Consider the following 18,798-nt stretch of genomic DNA (forward strand, 5'->3'; position numbering starts at 1 on the left):
CGGGTCCAGACTGGAGATGTGAGCGTTTTTCCGGAGGCTAGAAAACCATGCAACTGCCAGACTTCATTCGCAAATTTCCAGCCCTGGAGATCCCGTTCCCGGAGGACGTGGTGAAATCCTACGCGGTGCGTTCGGACCAGGGGCTCGTGGTCTTCTTCGACTTTGTGAAGGACATGGTACTGCCGCCGCATTCGCACCTGGCGCAATGGGGCACGGTCCTGAGCGGCGAAATCGAGTTTACCATCGCCGGGGAGACAAAAACGCTCGGACCGGGCGCCATCTACGATATTCCCAGCGGGGCCGAGCACGGTGCGGTGATCAAGGCCGGTACCAAGGTGATCGACGTGTTCGAGGAACCCGATCGCTATCCGATCCGGGGGTGATTGCGGGACAGCTCATGGACCGGGCGCTGGCGGCAATCTTGACAGTCCCCGGCCAATTTGGCACTTAAACCCCATGGGGCGAGCGAACACCCCGTGAGGCGTCAGCTGAAGTTTCGTGTCCTTGGAGCGCTTCCCGTTGGAGCGAAGCGCTCTTGAATCCCCTAGCTCAAGGGAGGACGCGCCATGCCGTCTCCGAATACGATCACCGTTTCCCAGCTTCACCGTCTTGTCGGCCTGCCGGATGCGCCGGTCCTTGTCGATGTGCGCATCGACGAGGACTTTGACGCCGATCCCTGGTTCATTCCATCCGCGTTTCGTCACCCGTTCGGACAAATCGATGCCCTGGCGCCGAAACTCGCGGGCCGGAAGGTTGTCGTGGTCTGCTGGAAGGGCCTGAAGCTCAGCGCCGGAGCGGCCGCAATTCTGCGCACCGCCGGCGTCGACGCGGAAGTCCTGGAGGGTGGAACGACAGCGTGGAAGGAGGCGGATCTGCCAAGAGTGCCGGCTGCCAGCATTCCCGCTCGCAACGATCAGGGTCAGACCGTCTGGGTGACCCGGCACCGGCCGAAGATCGACCGGATCGCCTGTCCCTGGCTGGTCCGGCGCTTTGTCGATCCCTCCGCCCGGTTTCTGTTCGTTGCGCCATCGGAAGTGACCGGCGTGGCCGAGCGCTACGGCGCGACGCCGTTCGATGTCGAGGATGTCTTCTGGAGCCACCGCGGCGAGACCTGCAGCTTTGATACGATGGTGGCGGAATTCGGCCTGACGACGAAACCGCTCAAACGCCTCGCGACGATCGTGCGCGGCGCCGATACCAACCGGCATGACCTTGCCCCCGAAGCGGCGGGTCTTCTGGCTGCTTCGCTCGGCCTGTCGCGCATGTACAAGGACGACCTCAGGCAGCTCGAGGCGGGTATGCTTCTCTATGATGCCTATTACCGTTGGGCCCGGGATGCGGTAGAGGAAGGCCATGACTGGCCATCCGCGAGCAGGAAGGGCTGACGCCGTGACCGCACATCAGCATACGGCGCCGGAAATGTCCGGTGCCGCTCCCGGTGCCGCTCCCGGGGGCGTACCGGATTCGTCCTGGCAGAGGCTTGTTGCCGTCTTCGGCGGTATCGGCCTGCTGTCCTTTGGCGGTCCGGCGGCGCAGATCGCGCTGATGCACCGCAAGCTGGTCGACGAGACCAGCTGGCTCACCGAGCGCAGCTACGTCAACGCGCTCGGTTTCTGCATGCTGCTGCCCGGACCGGAAGCGATGCAGCTTGCGACCTATTGCGGCTGGAAATTGCGCGGCACCGCCGGCGGGCTGCTGGCGGGTCTCCTGTTCGTCGTGCCCGGGGCGCTGGCGATCTTTGTCCTGGCGACGGTCTATGCGCTTTTCGGCAATGTGCCGCTGGTCAGCCAGCTGTTCCTCGGCATCAAGGCCGCCGTGCTGATTGTGGTGCTGGAAGCGCTGCTGCGCCTGTCCAGGCGGGCACTCACGGAACGGCGGCAATGGGTGATCGCAGGCCTTGCCTTCGTGGCGATCTTCTTTCTGGCCTTGCCGTTCCCGCTGATCGTGCTCGCGGCCGGGCTGTTCGGCGCCGTGTTTTCCGCCGCGCACAAAGGGGCGGGGGGAGGCGCGCCGGTGGCGGTCGGCGTGTCGCTGGCCGGAACGCTGAAGACGATTGCCGTCTGGCTCCTCATCTGGCTCGGGCCGCTCGCGCTCCTTGAAGCTGTGACCGGCCTGCCCATCCTGAGCGATCTCGGCTGGTTCTTTTCCAAGCTCGCCGTGGTCACCTTCGGCGGTGCCTACGCGGTGCTTGCCTACATGGCGCAGGATGTCGTCACCATCCAGGGCTGGCTCAGCGCCGGCGAGATGATGGACGGTCTGGGCCTTGCCGAGACCACACCCGGTCCGCTGATCCTGGTGACGCAGTTTGTCGGCTTCCTGGCTGCCGCCAAGAATGGCGGCCTGCTGCTCGGTCTTGCCGGTGGCCTCGTGGCGCTCTGGGCGACCTTCGCGCCCTGTTTCCTCTGGATCTTCGCCGGCGCGCCCTACATCGAGTGGATCTCGGCGCAGCCGCGCCTGAAATCCGCGCTCTCCGCGATCATCGCGGCCGTGGTCGGCGTTGTCCTCAACCTGTCGGTCTGGTTCGCGCTGCACGTCTTTTTCCAGGATGTCAGGTCGGAGCAATGGGGCTGGCTGACGCTATGGCTGCCGAATATGTCCAGCCTCGACTGGCGCGTGCCGGTGCTGGCCGTCCTGTGCGGTGTCCTGCTGCTGCGTTTCCATCTCGGGCTGATCTGGGTGCTGCTGGCTTCGGCGCTCGGCGGGGTACTGCTGTCGCAGATTTGAGGGGAGCGGCAGGTCGGCTGTCCAGTCGCGTGTTAAGAGCTTGATTCAAATCGGTGGCAAACTGATTCAGAAAATGCGGTCAAGACTCTGATGCCGCTTCGGCAGTTCGGGTGCCGGAGGCGCTTGTGCGCCCCAGCAGCTGTCTCAACTTTGCCGTGACCTTCTCCGGTTCCTCGATCGGCGTCAGGTGGCCGCTTTCCTCCAGAATGACCAGCTCCGCGCCGGGAATGCGGCGCGCCATGTCCTCGTGCAGGGACGGCGGCGTCAACACGTCGTGGCGGCCGCACAAAACCAGCGTGGGACAGCTGATCCGGGTGAGCGACGAACGGCTGTCCGGGCGGTCGACCCGGCTCTGGCGGATGAACACGTCCGGGCCGAGCCGTTCGGTCATGGCGCGCACCCGATCGATCAGCACGTGATTGGACTGGTTGTCCGGTGAAAGGTAGGACCTTGCGAGCTTGCGGCCAAAGCCATGAAAGCGGCCGGGTTTCTTCGCCTGGGCGACGAGGGCTTCGCGCTCGGCGGTGCGCTCCGGCGTGTCCGGCAGCATGGTCGTGTCGAGCAGCGCCAGATGGGTGACGCGTTCCGGTGCGCGGCGCATGATTTCCTGGGCGACAAGGCCGCCGAGGGAAAAGCCGGCCAGCGCGAACGTGTCGGCGCTGGTCGCCAGCACCATTTCGGCGAGCACCGCCAGCGTGTCCCCCCGCGTGATGTCGGCAACGCGCGGCCTTGCGATGTCTTCCAGTCCTGCAATCTGGTCGCGCCAGAGATCGGCGTCGTTCATCAGGCCCGGGATCAGGACAATCTGTGGCAGGCTCATTGCGCTTCTCCCCGTGAGGCTGCCGCAAGAATCGCCCGTGCCCGGATGCGGACCGGCTCGTCGACCATTGCGCCGTCGACGGTGGCGGCGCCGTCGCCGCTGGCCAGAACGCGGCCGGCCCAATCGCACTCTGCCTTGGTTGGAGCAAAAGCCCGCCGGACCTCGTCGATCTGCTTCGGGTGAATGCAGAGCTTGCCGGTCATGCCGAGATCCTTGGCATGAGCAGCGTCTGTGTAGGCGGCCTCAGGGTCGGCGAGGTCCGCAGTCACCCCATCGATCGGGGCGGCAATGCCGGCGAGTTTGGAGGCCAGCACCAGTTCGGATCGCACCGGCAGCAGCACCTCGCGCTTGTGGGCGCAGCCGAGATCGGCGCAATAGTCGATCGACCCGAAGGCAAGGCGCACAACGCCTTCCAGGCTCGCCAGCGCGCGGGCATTGGCAAGACCCGCGGCGGTCTCGATCAGGGCGATGACAGGCACCCGGCCATCGAGGGCCGTCCAGAGTGCCGTGACGTTTGTTGTTTCTTCCGCCTTGGGCAGGATGACCGCAGCGACGTCGAGCGCCTTCAGGGCATCGACATCCGCCTGAAAGGACGTCGTGCCGGCAGCGTTAATCCGGACGAGCACAGGCTTGTCCGTGAAATCCGCCGCAAGATTTGCCCGGGCGCTGTCCTTTTCTGCTGCTGGAACCGCGTCTTCCAGATCGAGAATGACCGCATCCGCGTCGCTCAAGGCCGCCTTGGCAAAGCGTTCGGGCCGGTTGGCGGGCACGAAGAGCGGGGCTTGAACGGAGGTCACCATGACGCGCTCGCCTCCATGGCGACCGGACCGTTTTCCTGGGCGGTCCAGAGGCGCAGGCTGCCGTTCTCGCCTTCACTTGCGTTCACGGTGAAGTCGCCCGTGTCGAAGATCGTGCCGATACTGCGGAAGCCGAAGCGGTCCGGGCGGCGCCCCTTCAGGTCGGCGGCGAACTGGCAGAGCAGGGTGGCCTGCAGGGGGCCGTGCACGATCAGTCCGGGATAGCCCTCGACCTCGCGGACGTAATCCTTGTCGTAATGGATGCGGTGACCATTGAAGGTCATGGCGGAATAGCGGAACAGATAGGCGGCGGACGGGGTGATCCTTTGCGACCGGTCACCAGGTGGCGCCGGCTCGGTTGCGGGCTTTGCCGGCGGCTGGTCCCTTGCAGGGGACTCCCGGTAGACGATGTCCTGGCGTTCCGTCAGGACGGGCCGTCCGTTGGCGGTGACCGCATGCTCCACGGTGACGAAGCAGAGCGGGCCGGTGCGGCCCTGCTTGAGGACGACATCCTTCACCGTCGACAGCCGCGTGACCTCGTCGCCGATCCGGATGTCACCGGAAAAGGTGAAGGCGCCCCCTGCCCACATGCGCCGGGGCAGGGGCACAGGCGGCAGGAAACCGCCACGGGCAGCATGGCCGTCCGGGCCGAGTTCGGCTGTCGGGACACTCGGCTGGGCCAGGCAGAAATGGATCAGGAGCGGCGCCACGTCTCCCATGTCTTCGCCGGAGGCGCGGTCGAAGGTGGCGTTGAACTGGCGTACAAGCGCGGGACTCAAGGTTTCCGAGGCGCTGTCCTGACGCCCGATCCAGCCGCGCAGATGGTCGATGTCGAGGCTCATGTCAGCTCTCCAGCGGGGTGAGGGCCGGGATCGGGCCATAGGAGCGCGGAGCGTCCTTGAAGATCGCGGCAGGGGCAGGGAAGGAGATCGGACCACACGGACTGTCAACGGTGATCCGCCGCAGATGCGGATGGACGGAGAGGCCCGCCATGTCGTTGACGGTGGCCAGCGCGATGCCGGCCCGGGTCAGGCGCGCGATGGCAGTCTCCGCGTCATAACGCGCAAAGGCTTCGGCAACAGCGCCGTCCGTCTCGGACCGGTTGCCGACCCGGGCGACATTGGTGGCAAAGCGGGGATCGGTGCCGAGCTCCGGCCGGCCGATGAAGTCGCTGCAGAGCGTCCGCCACTCCCGGTCGCTCTGGATCGAGATCAGGATCGGCGTGCCGTCCTTGGCGGTGAAAACGCCATAGGGCGAAATCGAGGGATGGGCCAGCCCGACCCGTTTCGGGCTGTGACCGCCCTCATGGTTGAGCAGCGGCACGGTCAACCAGTCGGCGAGCACGTCGAACATGGAGACGGAGATCTGAGAGCCCCTGCCGGTGATGCCGCGCTGGATCAGGGCTTCCAGGATCGCGGCATAGGCGGTGGCGCCGGTGGCGATGTCGACGACGGAAATGCCGACGCGGGACGGCTCGTTCGGTCCGCCGGTGATCGAGCAAAGGCCGGTTTCTGCCTGGATCAGCAGGTCATAGGCCTTGCGGTCCGCCATCGGGCCGCTCTCGCCGAAGCCGCTGATGGAGCAGGTGATCAGGCGGGGATGTTCCCGCGTGAGCCTGTCGGGATCAAACCCGAGCCGGGCAAGGGCGCCGGGCTTCAGGTTCTGGATCAGGACATCGGCTTCGGCGATCAGCTCGCCAAGCGCGGCCTTGCCTGTCTTCGAGGCCAGATCCAGCGTCACGCTGTCCTTGCCCCGGTTGAGCCAGACGAAATAGCTCGACTGACCCCTGGCGACATCGTCGTAACCTCGGGCGAAATCACCTTCGGGGCGCTCGATCTTGATGACCTGCGCCCCCGCATCGGCAAGGCGCGAAGAGGCAAAGGGAGCGGCGACCGCCTGTTCGACGGCGACGACCTTCAATCCTTCGAGCGGCAAGACCATCAGAACGACCTCGGCAGGCCGAGCACGTGCTCGGCGACATAGGAGAGGATCAGGTTGGTGGAGATCGGTGCCACCTGGTAGAGGCGGGTCTCGCGGAACTTGCGCTCGACATCGTATTCGGCGGCAAAGCCGAAGCCGCCATGGAACTGCAGGCAGGCATTGGCGGCTTCCCAGCTGGCCTTGGCGGCCAGATACTTGGCCATGTTGGCCTCCGTGCCGCAGGGCGCACCGGCATCGTAGAGTTCACAGGCCCTGTAGCGCATCAGGTTTGCGGCTTCGACCTCGATGAAGGCCCCGGCGATCGGGAACTGCACGCCCTGGTTCTGGCCGATCGGCCGGCCGAAGACCTCGCGTTCGCGCACGTAATCCGTGACCTTGTCGGTGAACCAGTAGCCGTCGCCGATGCATTCGGCGGCGATCAGCGTGCGCTCCGCGTTGAGGCCTGTGAGGATGTATTTGAAGCCCCTGCCTTCCTCTCCGATCAGGTTCTCCTCCGGGATCTCCAGATTGTCGAAGAAGAGTTCGTTGGTCTCGTGATTGACCATGTTGGGGATCGGCCGCACCTCCATGCCGGACGTCATGGCGTCCCTGATGTCGACCAGGAAGATCGACAGGCCCTCGGACTTTTTCCGGACGTCCTTCAGTGGTGTGGTGCGCGCCAGCAGGATCATCAGGTCGGAATGCTGCACCCGGCTGATCCAGACCTTCTGGCCGTTGACGACATAGCGGTCGCCCTTCTTCACCGCCGTTGTCCTGATCTTCGTGGTGTCCGTGCCGGTGGTCGGTTCGGTGACGCCCATCGACTGCAGGCGCAATTCGCCGGTGGCGATCTTCGGCAGGTACTTTTGGCGCTGCTCCTCGGAACCGTGCCGGACCAGCGTGGTCATGTTGTACATCTGCCCGTGACAGGCGCCGGAATTGCCGCCGGCCCGGTTGATCTCCTCCATGATCACCGACGCTTCTGTGAGGCCAAGACCGGAGCCGCCATAGTCTTCCGGGATCAGGGCCGCCATCCAGCCTGCGCTCGTGAGGGCGGAAACGAACTCTTCCGGATAGCCACGGGCCTCGTCGATCTTGCGGTGATACTCGGCGGGAAACCCGGCGCACAGCGCCCTTATGCCGTCGCGAATGTCCTGAAATGTGTCTGGCTGGGCGGTCATGGCGTCTTTTCGTCTGGAAGGGAACTGACCGCAGTTAAGCCGTTTGAATGGCATTAAACAAATATATGTTTTGGATCTTTGATATATAGAAAATGTATGGAAACGAATTTCGCTTCGAGGCTCACATGGACTTCCGGCAATTGCGCTACTTTCTGGAAATCGCCGAGCAGGGATCTCTCACAAGGGCCGCGGAGCGGCTGCACGTGGCCCAGCCGGCCCTGTCGCTGCATGTGAAAAACATGGAAGAGCAGCTCGGCACGAAACTGCTCACCCGCGGACGCTCCGGCGTCCGGCCGACGGAAGCCGGTGACCTGCTGATGCGCCGGGCACGGGGGATCCTGGATGACCTGGCCCGCACCGAGGACGATATCCGCAATCTGGACAGCGACCCGGCCGGGATCGTGCGTCTCGGTTTTCCCGGCACGATCAGCGCGATGGTGTCCCTGCCGCTGATCCTGGCCGCGCGCGAGCGTTATCCGAGGATCACGCTCAACATCACCGAGGCGATGAGCGGGTTCGTCGGTGAGTGGCTGTCGGAGGGAAAGGTCGACCTGGCCGTGCTCTACAGCAGGTCAGGAGATCCGCATATCCTGTCGGATCTCCTCCTGGAGGAGGAACTGGTGGTGCTGTGGCCCGGTGGCAGTGCCCCGCCAAAGACGCTGGACCTGGCTGCGCTGGACGGCGAGCCGATGGTCCTTCCGAGCGGTGCACACGGGCTCCGGGTGCTGATCGACCGGACCTGCCGGGAGCTTGGGTTCACTCCGGAGATCGCCATGGAGATCGACTCCTTCAACAACATCAAGCGCCTGGTCGCGGCCGGCTTCGGCCCGTCGATCCTGCCGCTTTATGCGGTCAGCGAAGAAGTCGCCTCGGGCGCGCTCACCGTCAGCCACATCGCGGCACCCGGCCTGTGGCGCGGCGCCCACCTCATGTCCCGCACCGGCCGGCCCGTGCCTCGTGCGCAAGGTGCGGTCCGGGACCTTCTCAAGGAAGTGATTATCGGCCTGCGCGACACAGGCGAATGGGCGGGGGCAAGAGTTCCGGCAGGCTGACCGTCAGCGCGTCCCGCCGGAGCCGTCCTGGATCACGTTCAACCGGCTCAAGTCATTGAAAGCGTCAGCCTCCGGGTTCTGCCGGAGCATCCAGTCGCGGACCTCCCTGGCATTGTCGTCCAGTTCCCGATCCTTCGGCCAGACGACGTAATAGCCGTTGCCTGTCCGGAAGGTGTGGCCGGTGACTTTCCGCAGACGGCCATTGTCGATGAAGGCTTCGACCAGGTGGCGCCAGCCGAGGGCGATGGCGTCGCCGTCGAGGGCCATCTGCACCACCGCGACATATTCGTTGGCGCGTGAGCCGCGCACCCTGTCGGTGCCGGGAACACCGGCCGAGCGCAGCCAGTCTTTCCAGGTGGCGGCATAGCGGTAGGGCTCGTCGAGATGGGCGAGGTGATGGTCGAGCAGGTCCCGCGGCCGCTCCGGCGTGCCGTGTTTTTCCAGATAGGCGGGAGAGGCGACCGCGATGATCTCTTCCGTCTCGAAGCGGGCACTGGCGTAGCCCGGCCAATCCTTCGGCCGGCCGCCGCGAATGCCGAGCGGGATGTCCTCGGCAACGATGTCGAGGTCCCGGTCAGCCGTGTGCAGGCGCAGTTCGATATCGGCAAGGTCGGTGCGCAGGAGTTGAAGGCGCGGAGCGATCCACAAGGTGGCAAAGGCGGTGGAGACCGAGACGGTGACAACGTCGTCCGCCGGCCTGGTCCGGACCGCATGGACGCCATCCGCCAGCAGGTAGAGGCCGCGGGTTACCTCCGCATGCAGCCTGTCGCCGGCGCCGGTCAGACGGACCTCGCGATGACCGCGCTGGAACAGCGGCTGGCCGATCTCCTCTTCCAGGGCCTTGATCGAATAGGAGACAGCCGACTGGGTCATGCCGAGTTCGGCGCCCGCCCGGGTAAACGACCCGAGCCGTCCGGCGGCCTCAAAGGCGACCAGTCCGCGAAAGGAGGGCAGCAGTCTGCGCAGGTTTGCCATGAACAAACCTTATGCGAAGCATGACAATTTTCAAGCGTCACAAACCGAAAACCAGCGCCTAGCATCGATAAAGGATATGGCTCTGGGAGGATGTTATGGCTGCGGTTTCAGATGTTTCCAGCCGGGAAGAGGTCGGTGAACCGGTTCGTGGCGGGCGCGGCGGCGGGCGCGCCGGACGCCGGGCCAAGCGTTCGGTGAGCGTCGCGCCGCTCGGCAGGCCCTATATCGTGCGGCAGTTGCCACCCCACGACATTCTCTCCGAAGAGAGTCTCGTGCGCATCGAGGCAACCGCGGAAACGCTTCTGGCAGAGATCGGCATCGAGTTCCGCGACGACCCGGAATGCCTCGCACTCTGGAAGGGGGCCGGAGCCGAGCTGGACGGTGTCCGCGTCCGCTTTCCGAAGGGGCTCATCCCCGAACTCCTGAGAACCGCGCCGAGCCGGTTCACCCAGCATGCGCGCAATCCGGCCAACAGCGTCGAGATCGGCGGTGACAACGTCGTCTTCGCCCCCGCCTATGGCAGCCCTTTCGTGATGGATCTCGACGAGGGGCGGCGCTACGGCACCATCGAGGATTTCCGAAATTTCATCAAGATGGCCCAGTCCTCGTCCTGGCTGCATCATTCCGGCGGCACGATCTGCGAACCGGTGGACGTGCCGGTCAACAAGCGCCATCTCGACATGGTGCTGGCCCATGTCACCCTGTCGGACAGGCCGTTCCTGGGGTCGGTGACGGCGCAGGAACGGGCGGAAGATTCCATCGAGATGGCCCGGATGGTGTTCGGCGCGGATTTTGTCGAAAACAACTGCGTCATCATGGGCAACCTGAACGTCAATTCGCCTCTGGTCTGGGACGGCACCATGACCAGCGTGTTGCGTGCCTACGCGGCCGCCAACCAGGGAACCGTGCTGGTGCCGTTCATCCTGGGCGGGGCCATGGGGCCGGTGACGACGGCGGGGGCGATCGCCCAGGCCCATGCGGAAACACTGGCCGGCTGCGCCCTGACCCAGCTGGTGCGGCCGGGCGCGCCGGTGATCTACGGCAATTTCCTGTCGTCGATGAGCCTGCGCTCCGGTTCGCCGACCTTCGGCACGCCGGAACCGGCGGCCGGGTCGCTGGTGGTCGGCCAGCTCGCGCGCCGTGCCGCTCTGCCGCTGCGCTGCGCCGGCAACTTCACCACTTCGAAACTGCCGGATGCCCAGGCAATGAACGAGGGCACCATGTCGATGCTGTCGGCGATCCATTGCGGCGCCAACTTCATCCTGCATTCGGCCGGTTTCCTCGATGGCCTGCTGTCCATGTCCTATGAGAAATTCATGATGGACGCGGATTTCTGCGGCGCGTTGCATACCTATCTCGGCAGCGTTGTCGTCGACGACAACACGCTGGCGCTGGACGCGTTCCGCGAAGTCGGCCCGGGCAACCATTTCTTCGGCTGCGCGCATACCCTGCGCAATTACGAAACCGCGTTCTTCGACGCGGCTGCCGCCGACAACACGCCGTTCGAGACCTGGCAGGAAAACGGCTCGGTCGATGCCGCGACCCGGGCCAACAGGGCGTGGAAGGAGACGCTTGCCGCCTACCAGGCGCCGCCACTGGATCCCGGCATCGCCGACCGGCTGACGGAGTTCGTCGCGCGCAGGAAATCATCCATGGAAGACCGCTGGTACTGAAGCTCGGCAGGTCTCGTTCCGCCGGCAGTCCGGCGACCTCATCTTCACCGAAAGCCTGCTGATCGGCTCGCTGCACCGGTCCGTCTGCCTCACTTTTGCGCATATGACCGGGAACGACTGGTCCAGCCGGGCATTTCATTCTAGCGTTTGTCGCCACAAGACTTCCGGCTGAACTGGAGAATGAATTGCCGCAGCTAATGACTGTTTCCGGACCAGCAGGCCGGTCCTGGGCCGTGAGCCGGGTGCGCGGATGATCGATCCCGTTCTTCTGACATCGCCGCGGATTTCTACATTTCAGGGGCAGACCCTGCTGACGACCGCCAGCAGCTTCTTCTTCGAGCGCGGCCAGCGGCTGTTTCTGGTGACCAGCCGTCACGTCATGGCCGATGCCGCCAGTGAACACTTTCCCGACAGGATCGAGATCGAGTTGCACAGCGATGCCCGGAACCTGGCCGCCGCGGTCAACCTGTCCATTCCCCTGTATCGCAACGGTGAGAGCCTTTGGCGGCAGGGAACGGATGCGGCGGGAGAAATCGACGTCGCGGTGATTGAAATCGACCGGGACGTGCTGGACAAAACGGTTGTCTACAGGGCGTTCGGACCTCAGCACCTGTGTGATCCGAAAGATCACGTCGAGATCGGCAGTTCCATCCTGGTGGTCGGCTTTCCGCTGGGCTTTCACGACACGCTGCATCACATGCCGGTGGTGCGGCACGCGGTTGTCGCCTCGTCTTTCGGTTTCCGGTTCCAGGGGCTCGGCTACTTCCTGACCGATGCGCGTACCCATCGCGGCACCAGCGGCGCACCGGTGGTCTTGAGGGCGCGCGAACTGGAAGGACTGCCCGGAGACCTGCCCTGGAAGCTTCTCGGTGTGCATTCCGCCAGGCTCGATGTCGGCACCCGCGACCTGGTGCTGGACGAGGCGCTGGGCCTCAATTGTGCCTGGTACGCGGATATCCTGATGACGCTCACGGACGGCTGAACGCGAAAAGACCTGTCATGCCGGCTTGAACCGGTACCGGCCCGTGATCTCGAAATCGAACAGCCGGTCCTCCAGCCGTGTTCCGGCGCCGATATTGTGGACCAGCATGGGGCGCTCTCCGTCGGCGGACATCCGGTGCGTGACGATGGCGATATGGGGAAGGTTGCCGGGCAGCATCTGGGAGACGATGTCGCCGGGCACATAGTCACCCGCACGGTCGCTGACGGGCAGGGCGGCGCCCTTGCGGCGAAAGAACGTCTGAAGGTTTGGCACGCGCCGGTGGTCGATGTTGCGGTCCGGACCCTTCAGGCCCCATATCTTCGGATATCTGGAAAAATGCGCCTTCATGTCCCGGTTGACCGCGCGCTGCAGGTCGAAGCCGAAGGCGTCCCGGTAGGCCCGGATCACGACATCGGTGCAAACCCCGCGTTCCCTGGGAATGTCTCCGTTCGGAAAGGCGAGTCCGACATAGGCGGGATCGTAGGTCAGTGTGATGCCGATCTGGTTTTCAGCGGCGGCAATCAGTTTCCCGGCCCAGGGTTCAGGTTCCTGCCCGATGGCTTTTGCCGGAGTGGCCGCAGTGCCGAGCATGCTCCCGCATGTCAGCAATCCGGTACCGATCAGGAAAACGCGCCGCTTCATACCGTTCCTTCCATTGTGGGAGCAAATCGATACGGATGGACTGCGTCGGCAATAGGGCGCGACGCCCAGGCAGGAGTAACCAGCGGCAGGCAATTGCCCTGCGTCACGTTAAGTGAGTTTATTCGATAGTGTTTCAGGAAATTTAATCAGTTCGATTTTTACTTGTAAAAATACGGTGGTTACGCATGATTTTTAGCAAAATACTGTTAAAAATAGCTATGGTTTCTTCGGTGCTCCTGCTGCAGTTTTCCGCTGCCTGCGCACAGGAAAGCCTGTCCTATGCACAGGCCTTTCTCAATCACAGTGCCAGCATGCTGCTGATCGATCCGGACACAGGTGCGATCCTCGACGCCAACAAGGCGGCGCAGGCTTTTTACGGCTACGACCGAGCCACCCTGCGGAACATGGCCATCCAGGACATCAATCAGTTGACGCCGGACCAGGTGAAGGCGGAGCGCCAGCTGGCGAAATCCGAAAACCGGAACTATTTCATCTTCCGTCACAAGCGCGCCGATGGCTCCGTGCGCAGCGTGGAAGTGCATTCGACACCAGTGAACTACCGGGGCGAACCGGCTTTGCTCTCGATCGTGCACGACATCTCTGCCGACGTGGACCGCCAGGAGCAACTCTGGCACTACAAGAACCGTCTTGAGGAGATGGTCGACCGGAAGAGTGCGGAGCTGGCCTCCGCCTATCGGGCGAGCAACCAGTGGATGCTGGCTCTGATTGTCACTTTGGGTGTCTCGCTCGTTGCCGTCTTCTTCCTGCTGCTGGAACGCGGTGCCGCACATCGCAAGTTACGGTCATCCGAATTGCGGCTTCGGGAAATCATCTTTGGAACCAATGTCGGTACCTGGGAACGGAACGTTCAGACCGGCGAAGCAATCTACAATGATCGCTGGGCGGACATCGTCGGATACAGTCTTGAGGAACTGGAGCCCGTCACCCCGGCAACCTGGGAGCGCCTTGCCCATCCGGACGATGTCAAAAAGTCCCGGATGAAGCTTGAGGAAGTCTTCTCCGGCCAGAAGGAAGCCTACGACTGCGAGATCCGCATGCGGCACAAGGACGGGAACTGGGTCTGGGTGCTGGACCGCGGCCGTGTGGTCGAATGGACCGGCGACGGCAAAGCGTTGCGCATGTCGGGCACCCATTCGGACATCACGCGGCTGAAGCAGACCGAAGAAAAAGTCAGGCGTCTTGCCATGACCGACTATCTGACCGGGCTCTCCAACAGGGCTCATTTCAGCGAGTGCCTGGAGGACAATGTCCGGATCGCGGATCGGGAACAGCGCAAGTTCGCGCTGATGATGCTGGACCTGAACACGTTCAAGCCGGTCAACGACAGCCATGGCCATCCCGTGGGTGACGCCCTGTTGCAGTCTGTGGCCGAAACCATCAAGAGATGCACCCGGGACGGCGATATCGTCACCCGGATCGGCGGAGACGAATTCGCGGTCATCATCGGCGACTATTGCGGCGAGGACGATGTTGTCTCCTGTGCCCGGCGCATCTATTCCGAAATCTCCAAGCCGACGGAGATCCAGAGCAAGTCGATCCAGATCAGTGTCAGCATCGGCATTTCCTATTTCCCGGACGATGCCGATACCGCGGCAGACCTGATCAAATGTGCCGACCAGGCCATGTATCAGGCCAAGAAAAGCGGCGCCAACGTCATGACCCACAAGAGCTTCCGGATGCGCGTGGCGAGCTGACAGCCTTTGTTGCGCCTGTGGGGAGCCTTTTCCGGTCCTCAGAGCCTCGTTCCTTTCACCAGCACTGCCTGCCTTGGGACAACCAGACCGGCATTTGTCGCGTATTGCCTGTGCATGTCCATGAAGGCGTCCCTGAAGGCCGCCTGTCCCGTGCCGTCAAGAGAGGCGTGGGTGGCGGCAACGGGACCGAAGCCTTTCAGGTATTCCTGCCACACCGTCTCTGCGTCCGGCGCGTATAGAACCGTCGTCTGCTTCCGGGTGGCAATCGCAAAATCCCTGCCAAGGGCCGCGGCCAGCCAGTCCGGATTGCCCCATGCGAAGGGCGAGACCGGGGGAGGCGGCGCACTTGAAAAAGAGGCGATCAGGCGGAAGAAACGCGGGATGTATCCCTCCGTTTCGTCCGCCCATGTGGCAAGGGCGAACCGGCCCCCCGGCCTGAGAACGCGCATCATTTCGGCAATGGCATTGTCCGGCACGCCCGAAAAGATGATCCCGTAGGTGGAAACAAGGCCATCGAATTCACCGTCCTCGAAGGGCAGGGCTTCTGCCGGGGCCTTCAGGAAGTCCGGCAGGGGATCCAACCCCTTTGACAGTTTTTCCGCGGCGTGAAGCATCCCCGGAGAGATGTCGATACCCGTGACCCTGGCGCCGCGCTGCGCCGCGAGGCGCGCGGCCCAGCCGGTGCCTGTGCCGATGTCCAGGATCCGTTCCGCCGGCCGCGGCCAGAGCATCTGCACGCAATGGGAAATCGTGTCCGAAAGGCCGAAGGAGATGCCGTCATAGGCGGCACCGGTGCTGCCCCACATCGCGGCTGCCGGATTGTCGTGGACCTGAATATCCATTTTGTCCTCCATGTTCGCTGTATCTTCAACCTGCGCGCGGACACCGCCCGGCGCTACTCCACGAACTGGAGTATTCGCGTTCCGGTCGGGCTGGTATGATCGGCGCAATCATGGGAGGTGCCGATGAAGAGCTACGGCCAGTTCTGCCCGATTGCCAAGGCCGCTGAGATCTTTTGCGAACGCTGGACGGCCTTGGTCTTGCGCAACCTCGGGGCGGGCGCCAGCCGCTTCAATGACATTCATCGCGGTGTGCCGCACATGTCCGCCACCTTGCTTACGAGGCGCCTGCGCCAGCTGGAAGCCGAGGGCCTCGTGGAACGGCAACGCAGTGTCAGCGGCAAGAGCTGGACCTACCACCTGACGGCGGCGGGTGCCGAGTTCCTGCCACTGGTCGGTGCGCTGGCGGTATGGGGACAGCGCTGGACCCGCCGGGACCTGGAAGACGGGGAACTCGATCTCGGGCTCTTGATCTGGGGCCTGGAATATTCCGTCAATCCGGGGGTTTTCGGGACACCACGGCGGGTCGTCAAACTGTCGGTCACCGACCAGCCGGAGCACAAACGGCGCTACTGGTTTGTCTGCGAGGACGGTACCCTGGACCTTTGTGTCTCCGACCCCGGCGGAGAAACGGATCTCTATCTGTCGGCAAGCCTGCCGGACCTCATCCATATCTATCGCGGCGACCTGCCGCTCGACGTTGCCGTCGACAGTGGCCGTCTCACCGTCGACGGGCCTCCGAAACTGATCCGGAAACTCGGCGCCTGGTTCAATTTCGGCGTCATGGCCGGCACACCGCCGGCCGAGGGCAGTCCGGCCCGGAGGGAGCCGCGCGGCAGGGAGACGGGAAGTCCGGCCGCGATTTCCGACCCCGGCATCGGCGATGCCGGCACGGCCTGATCCGCCCGATCGAACAAACCACGGATGGTTCCTCGCGCAGCCGGGCCGGAGCATGAGGTTGCTCTTCAGGGTTGATTGCAACCTCAAATGAGGCTATTCACTTAACTATGAGGTACGTACCTCATATTTTCATGCCGGGGTTTTGCCGTATGTGCCCACACTTGCGATACATCCGCAATCACCCAGGCGAGCGTGGGCCGGTTTGCGTTTTGAGGAGGCAATCGCATGACGGAGTACAAGTCTGATCCCGAACATATCATCGGGGATGAAGAGGCCCTTCGCGGCCTGTTTCCGGCGGTCACGCCCCTGGCGGTTCAGAAATGTCAGGATGTGCTCGACAAGCATGCGCAAGCCTTCATTCGCCGTTCCCCTTTCCTCTGCCTTGGCACGCAGGATATGGACGGCAAGGCGGATGTCAGTCCGCGCGGGGATCCGGCCGGTTTTGTCAGGATCCTGGACGACAAGACGCTGGCGATACCGGACCGGCCCGGAAACAACCGTCTGGACAGTCTTGCCAACATCATCGCAAACCCCAATGTCGGGTTGCTGTTCCTCATCCCGGGGTTTGACGACACGCTGCGTGTGAACGGCACGGCAACTCTGGTGACTACCCCGGACCTGCTGGCGGACTTGAGCGTTCAAGGGCGCGAGCCCAGGCTTGCCATCCTTGTCGAGGTGCGCGAGGTGTTCCTGCATTGCGCCAAGGCGTTCCGGCGCTCGCACCTCTGGGATCCGGAGCATTTTCAGGATCGCGGCGGAATGCCCAGTCTTGCAAGGATCATATTGGACCAGACCAACGGCATGCCGGAGGATGAAAACGAGATGCGCCGGATCGACGAGGAGCTCGAGGCGACCTACAAGAGAACGCTTTACTGAGTTGAAGCCCTGCCTTCCGGTTTATGCGCACCAACCTTCCAGCTCCCGGGTGTAATCCGAAAGATCTCCGAATTTTTCCGCCACCCAGTCCGGGTTGTAATAGGTATCGAGATAGCGCTGGCCGCTGTCGCACATGACCGTGACGATGGAGCCCCGTTCTCCCCGCTCGATCATTTCCCGGGCAATCTTGAGCGTGCCCCAGAGATTGGTGCCAGTGGAAGCGCCTGCCTTGCGGCCGATCAGCCTTTCGAGCCACAGCATGGTGGCGACGCTGGCCGCGTCGGGCACCTTGATCATCCGGTCGATCACCTCCGGCAGGAAGGAATGCTCGACCGCCGGCCGGCCGATCCCCTCGATGCGGCTGGAACAATTGGCGGCAAGGCTGCGGTCGCCTGTCCGGAAGGCGTCGTGGAAGACCGAGTTTTCCGGATCGACCACGGTCAGTTCGGTGTCGTGGCCGCGGTAGCGGATGAAACGGCCAAGCGTGGCCGAGGTGCCGCCGGTGCCGGCGCTCATGATCAGCATCCGCGGGACGGGATGGGGCTCGAAGGCCATCTGCTCGAAGATGCTCTCGGCAATGTTGTTGTTGCCGCGCCAGTCGGTTGCCCTTTCGGCATAGGTGAACTGGTCCATGAAATGGCCGCCCATCTCCGCGGCCAGGGCCGCGGCGGCGTCATGCATTTCCGGGGCGGAGCCGACATAGTGCGGTTCGCCGCCATAAAGCCGGATCAGCTCGATCTTGCTGTGCGCGGTTGATCGCGGCACCACCGCAATGAAGGGAACCCCGATCATCTGGGCGAAATAAGCTTCCGATACCGCCGTGCTGCCCGACGAGGCTTCGATCACCGGAGTGCCCTCCCGGATCCCGCCGTTGCACAGCGCATAGAGGAACAGGGAGCGGGCGAGGCGGTGTTTCAGGCTGCCGGTCGGATGAGTGCTTTCGTCCTTCAGGTAGATGTCGACACCTTCACAGCTCAGGCCGTGCAGCTTGAACAGATGCGTGTCGGCGGAACGGTGGGCATCCGCGTTGATTTTGGCGATCGCGTCATGCACCCATTTGTCCATCTTGCAGTCTCCCCCGAATGCGACTCCGGAAAGACTGGCCCTAAAGAGGAATTCCCGCAATATGGGCGACGAGCTCCAGGCTGTTGCGGGCGCTGAATTTCTTCATCAGGCGGGCCCGGTGCACCTCCACCGTGCGCGGGGACAGGTCGAGCAGGCGGGCGATTTCCTTTGTCGTGTTGCCTTCCGCCAGGAGTTTGGCGACCTGGCGTTCGCGCAGGCTCATCTCGGCGAGCGGCCGGTCCTCGGAAATATCGGCGAAACTCCAGACGGCCCGGGCAAAGGGGGCGTCGGGGTCGAGCGACTGGCCGCGTACCCGGCACCAGAACAGCTGGCCGCACTTGCGGCGCATGATGCGCTCGTCCCGATAGCGTCCGGTGCCGCGCATGATCTCCTGGCCGATGCGGCCAATGTACTGAAACTCTTCCGAAGAGGGATAGAGGATCGAGAGCGACGCGCCGGTGAGGTCTTCGGGCGCATGGCCGAACATCTCCGCAAGCCTTGGATTGCAGCGCCGAATGTCCCGGTTCTCCGTGAAGGCAAGTCCTATCGGAGCGTTCTCGAATGCAAGCACCGCCAATTCGTCCATGATCCCCCCGGCATGTCTTTACCGAAATCTAACGGCAAGAGGCCGGATAAT

General features: G+C 63.6%; 19 protein-coding genes. 9 read left to right on the plus strand and 10 right to left on the minus strand.

Annotated elements, in window-relative coordinates:
• Window positions 1-47: 47 nt before the first annotated feature.
• The 3 genes from O6760_RS18285 (at window position 48) to chrA (ending at window position 2,724) form a co-directional block, all read left to right on the plus strand.
• Window positions 48-383 (plus strand): cupin domain-containing protein, encoded by a 336-nt coding sequence (locus O6760_RS18285; RefSeq protein ID WP_269581143.1) that lies wholly within the window; start codon window positions 48-50, stop codon window positions 381-383.
• 183 nt (window positions 384-566) lie between these two features.
• The gene (locus tag O6760_RS18290; protein WP_269581144.1) at window positions 567-1,385 is read left to right on the plus strand and encodes a sulfurtransferase/chromate resistance protein; all 819 of its coding nucleotides are present in this window, start codon (window positions 567-569) and stop codon (window positions 1,383-1,385) included.
• A gap of 34 nt (window positions 1,386-1,419) precedes the next feature.
• Window positions 1,420-2,724, plus strand: a complete 1,305-nt coding sequence (chrA, locus tag O6760_RS18295; RefSeq protein ID WP_442969932.1) for a chromate efflux transporter — start codon at window positions 1,420-1,422, stop codon at window positions 2,722-2,724.
• A 79-nt stretch (window positions 2,725-2,803) separates the two neighbouring features.
• On the opposite strand, the gene O6760_RS18300 is transcribed toward chrA, so the two are convergent.
• Genes O6760_RS18300 through O6760_RS18320 form a run of 5 tightly spaced genes read right to left on the minus strand, consistent with a single transcriptional unit; the run spans window position 2,804 to window position 7,442 of the window.
• A complete protein-coding gene (locus tag O6760_RS18300; RefSeq protein ID WP_269581146.1) occupies window positions 2,804-3,544 on the minus strand; it encodes an alpha/beta fold hydrolase in 741 nt (246 codons plus the stop codon).
• On the minus strand, window positions 3,541-4,344 hold the full coding sequence (locus O6760_RS18305; RefSeq protein ID WP_269581147.1) for an HpcH/HpaI aldolase/citrate lyase family protein: 804 nt from the start codon (window positions 4,342-4,344) through the stop codon (window positions 3,541-3,543). Before O6760_RS18305 ends, O6760_RS18300 begins: the two co-directional genes overlap by 4 nt.
• Window positions 4,338-5,183: an FAS1-like dehydratase domain-containing protein gene (locus O6760_RS18310; RefSeq protein WP_269581148.1), complete on the minus strand. Its 846-nt coding sequence runs from the start codon at window positions 5,181-5,183 to the stop codon at window positions 4,338-4,340. Before O6760_RS18310 ends, O6760_RS18305 begins: the two co-directional genes overlap by 7 nt.
• 1 nt (window position 5,184) lies before the next feature.
• Window positions 5,185-6,282, minus strand: a complete 1,098-nt coding sequence (locus tag O6760_RS18315; RefSeq protein WP_269581149.1) for a CaiB/BaiF CoA transferase family protein — start codon at window positions 6,280-6,282, stop codon at window positions 5,185-5,187.
• Complete coding sequence (locus O6760_RS18320; RefSeq protein WP_269581150.1) at window positions 6,282-7,442, minus strand: acyl-CoA dehydrogenase family protein; 1,161 nt, start codon at window positions 7,440-7,442, stop codon at window positions 6,282-6,284. Before O6760_RS18320 ends, O6760_RS18315 begins: the two co-directional genes overlap by 1 nt.
• Before the next feature lie 92 nt (window positions 7,443-7,534).
• Here O6760_RS18320 and O6760_RS18325 point away from each other — a divergent pair, with 92 nt between their 5' ends.
• On the plus strand, window positions 7,535-8,494 hold the full coding sequence (locus O6760_RS18325) for a LysR family transcriptional regulator (protein ID WP_269581151.1): 960 nt from the start codon (window positions 7,535-7,537) through the stop codon (window positions 8,492-8,494).
• Window positions 8,495-8,497: 3 nt separating this feature from the next.
• On the opposite strand, the gene O6760_RS18330 is transcribed toward O6760_RS18325, so the two are convergent.
• Complete coding sequence (locus O6760_RS18330) at window positions 8,498-9,469, minus strand: LysR substrate-binding domain-containing protein (protein ID WP_269581152.1); 972 nt, start codon at window positions 9,467-9,469, stop codon at window positions 8,498-8,500.
• 95 nt (window positions 9,470-9,564) lie between these two features.
• On the opposite strand from O6760_RS18330, the gene O6760_RS18335 reads away from it, so the two are divergent.
• A complete protein-coding gene (locus tag O6760_RS18335; protein ID WP_269581153.1) occupies window positions 9,565-11,142 on the plus strand; it encodes a trimethylamine methyltransferase family protein in 1,578 nt (525 codons plus the stop codon).
• Between the two features lie 250 nt (window positions 11,143-11,392).
• Window positions 11,393-12,124 (plus strand): S1 family peptidase, encoded by a 732-nt coding sequence (locus tag O6760_RS18340; RefSeq protein WP_269581154.1) that lies wholly within the window; start codon window positions 11,393-11,395, stop codon window positions 12,122-12,124.
• Window positions 12,125-12,139: 15 nt separating this feature from the next.
• Here the strand turns inward: O6760_RS18340 and O6760_RS18345 are convergent, their stop codons facing one another.
• Window positions 12,140-12,766, minus strand: coding sequence for a DUF1287 domain-containing protein (locus tag O6760_RS18345; RefSeq protein ID WP_269581155.1), 627 nt, complete (start codon window positions 12,764-12,766; stop codon window positions 12,140-12,142).
• A gap of 218 nt (window positions 12,767-12,984) precedes the next feature.
• On the opposite strand from O6760_RS18345, the gene O6760_RS18350 reads away from it, so the two are divergent.
• A complete protein-coding gene (locus O6760_RS18350; RefSeq protein WP_269581156.1) occupies window positions 12,985-14,481 on the plus strand; it encodes a sensor domain-containing diguanylate cyclase in 1,497 nt (498 codons plus the stop codon).
• A gap of 38 nt (window positions 14,482-14,519) precedes the next feature.
• Here O6760_RS18350 and O6760_RS18355 read toward each other — a convergent pair whose 3' ends face one another.
• A complete protein-coding gene (locus tag O6760_RS18355; protein ID WP_269581157.1) occupies window positions 14,520-15,323 on the minus strand; it encodes a class I SAM-dependent methyltransferase in 804 nt (267 codons plus the stop codon).
• Between the two features lie 123 nt (window positions 15,324-15,446).
• Here O6760_RS18355 and O6760_RS18360 point away from each other — a divergent pair, with 123 nt between their 5' ends.
• Both O6760_RS18360 and O6760_RS18365 read left to right on the plus strand, forming a co-directional pair.
• Window positions 15,447-16,220 (plus strand): winged helix-turn-helix transcriptional regulator, encoded by a 774-nt coding sequence (locus tag O6760_RS18360; RefSeq protein ID WP_269581158.1) that lies wholly within the window; start codon window positions 15,447-15,449, stop codon window positions 16,218-16,220.
• Window positions 16,221-16,445: 225 nt separating this feature from the next.
• Entirely contained in the window at window positions 16,446-17,096 is a 651-nt protein-coding gene (locus O6760_RS18365) for a pyridoxamine 5'-phosphate oxidase family protein (RefSeq protein ID WP_269581159.1), read from the plus strand.
• Between the two features lie 21 nt (window positions 17,097-17,117).
• Here the strand turns inward: O6760_RS18365 and O6760_RS18370 are convergent, their stop codons facing one another.
• Both O6760_RS18370 and O6760_RS18375 read right to left on the minus strand, forming a co-directional pair.
• Entirely contained in the window at window positions 17,118-18,161 is a 1,044-nt protein-coding gene (locus O6760_RS18370) for a PLP-dependent cysteine synthase family protein (RefSeq protein WP_269581160.1), read from the minus strand.
• A 40-nt stretch (window positions 18,162-18,201) separates the two neighbouring features.
• Window positions 18,202-18,747 (minus strand): LuxR C-terminal-related transcriptional regulator, encoded by a 546-nt coding sequence (locus tag O6760_RS18375; RefSeq protein ID WP_269581161.1) that lies wholly within the window; start codon window positions 18,745-18,747, stop codon window positions 18,202-18,204.
• Between the last annotated feature and the right edge of the window lie 51 nt (window positions 18,748-18,798).

The organism is Roseibium sp. Sym1, from assembly GCF_027359675.1.
Taxonomy (GTDB): Bacteria; Pseudomonadota; Alphaproteobacteria; order Rhizobiales; family Stappiaceae; genus Roseibium.

Coding starts and splice junctions, on each gene's coding strand:
- O6760_RS18285 (WP_269581143.1), top strand. CDS start 48: ATGCAACTGCCAGACTTCATTCGCAAATTTCCAGCCCTGGAGATCCCG.
- O6760_RS18290 (WP_269581144.1), top strand. CDS start 567: ATGCCGTCTCCGAATACGATCACCGTTTCCCAGCTTCACCGTCTTGTC.
- chrA (WP_442969932.1), top strand. CDS start 1,420: ATGTCCGGTGCCGCTCCCGGTGCCGCTCCCGGGGGCGTACCGGATTCG.
- O6760_RS18300 (WP_269581146.1), bottom strand. CDS start 3,544: ATGAGCCTGCCACAGATTGTCCTGATCCCGGGCCTGATGAACGACGCC.
- O6760_RS18305 (WP_269581147.1), bottom strand. CDS start 4,344: ATGGTGACCTCCGTTCAAGCCCCGCTCTTCGTGCCCGCCAACCGGCCC.
- O6760_RS18310 (WP_269581148.1), bottom strand. CDS start 5,183: ATGAGCCTCGACATCGACCATCTGCGCGGCTGGATCGGGCGTCAGGAC.
- O6760_RS18315 (WP_269581149.1), bottom strand. CDS start 6,282: ATGGTCTTGCCGCTCGAAGGATTGAAGGTCGTCGCCGTCGAACAGGCG.
- O6760_RS18320 (WP_269581150.1), bottom strand. CDS start 7,442: ATGACCGCCCAGCCAGACACATTTCAGGACATTCGCGACGGCATAAGG.
- O6760_RS18325 (WP_269581151.1), top strand. CDS start 7,535: ATGTATGGAAACGAATTTCGCTTCGAGGCTCACATGGACTTCCGGCAA.
- O6760_RS18330 (WP_269581152.1), bottom strand. CDS start 9,469: ATGGCAAACCTGCGCAGACTGCTGCCCTCCTTTCGCGGACTGGTCGCC.
- O6760_RS18335 (WP_269581153.1), top strand. CDS start 9,565: ATGGCTGCGGTTTCAGATGTTTCCAGCCGGGAAGAGGTCGGTGAACCG.
- O6760_RS18340 (WP_269581154.1), top strand. CDS start 11,393: ATGATCGATCCCGTTCTTCTGACATCGCCGCGGATTTCTACATTTCAG.
- O6760_RS18345 (WP_269581155.1), bottom strand. CDS start 12,766: ATGAAGCGGCGCGTTTTCCTGATCGGTACCGGATTGCTGACATGCGGG.
- O6760_RS18350 (WP_269581156.1), top strand. CDS start 12,985: ATGGTTTCTTCGGTGCTCCTGCTGCAGTTTTCCGCTGCCTGCGCACAG.
- O6760_RS18355 (WP_269581157.1), bottom strand. CDS start 15,323: ATGGATATTCAGGTCCACGACAATCCGGCAGCCGCGATGTGGGGCAGC.
- O6760_RS18360 (WP_269581158.1), top strand. CDS start 15,447: ATGAAGAGCTACGGCCAGTTCTGCCCGATTGCCAAGGCCGCTGAGATC.
- O6760_RS18365 (WP_269581159.1), top strand. CDS start 16,446: ATGACGGAGTACAAGTCTGATCCCGAACATATCATCGGGGATGAAGAG.
- O6760_RS18370 (WP_269581160.1), bottom strand. CDS start 18,161: ATGGACAAATGGGTGCATGACGCGATCGCCAAAATCAACGCGGATGCC.
- O6760_RS18375 (WP_269581161.1), bottom strand. CDS start 18,747: ATGGACGAATTGGCGGTGCTTGCATTCGAGAACGCTCCGATAGGACTT.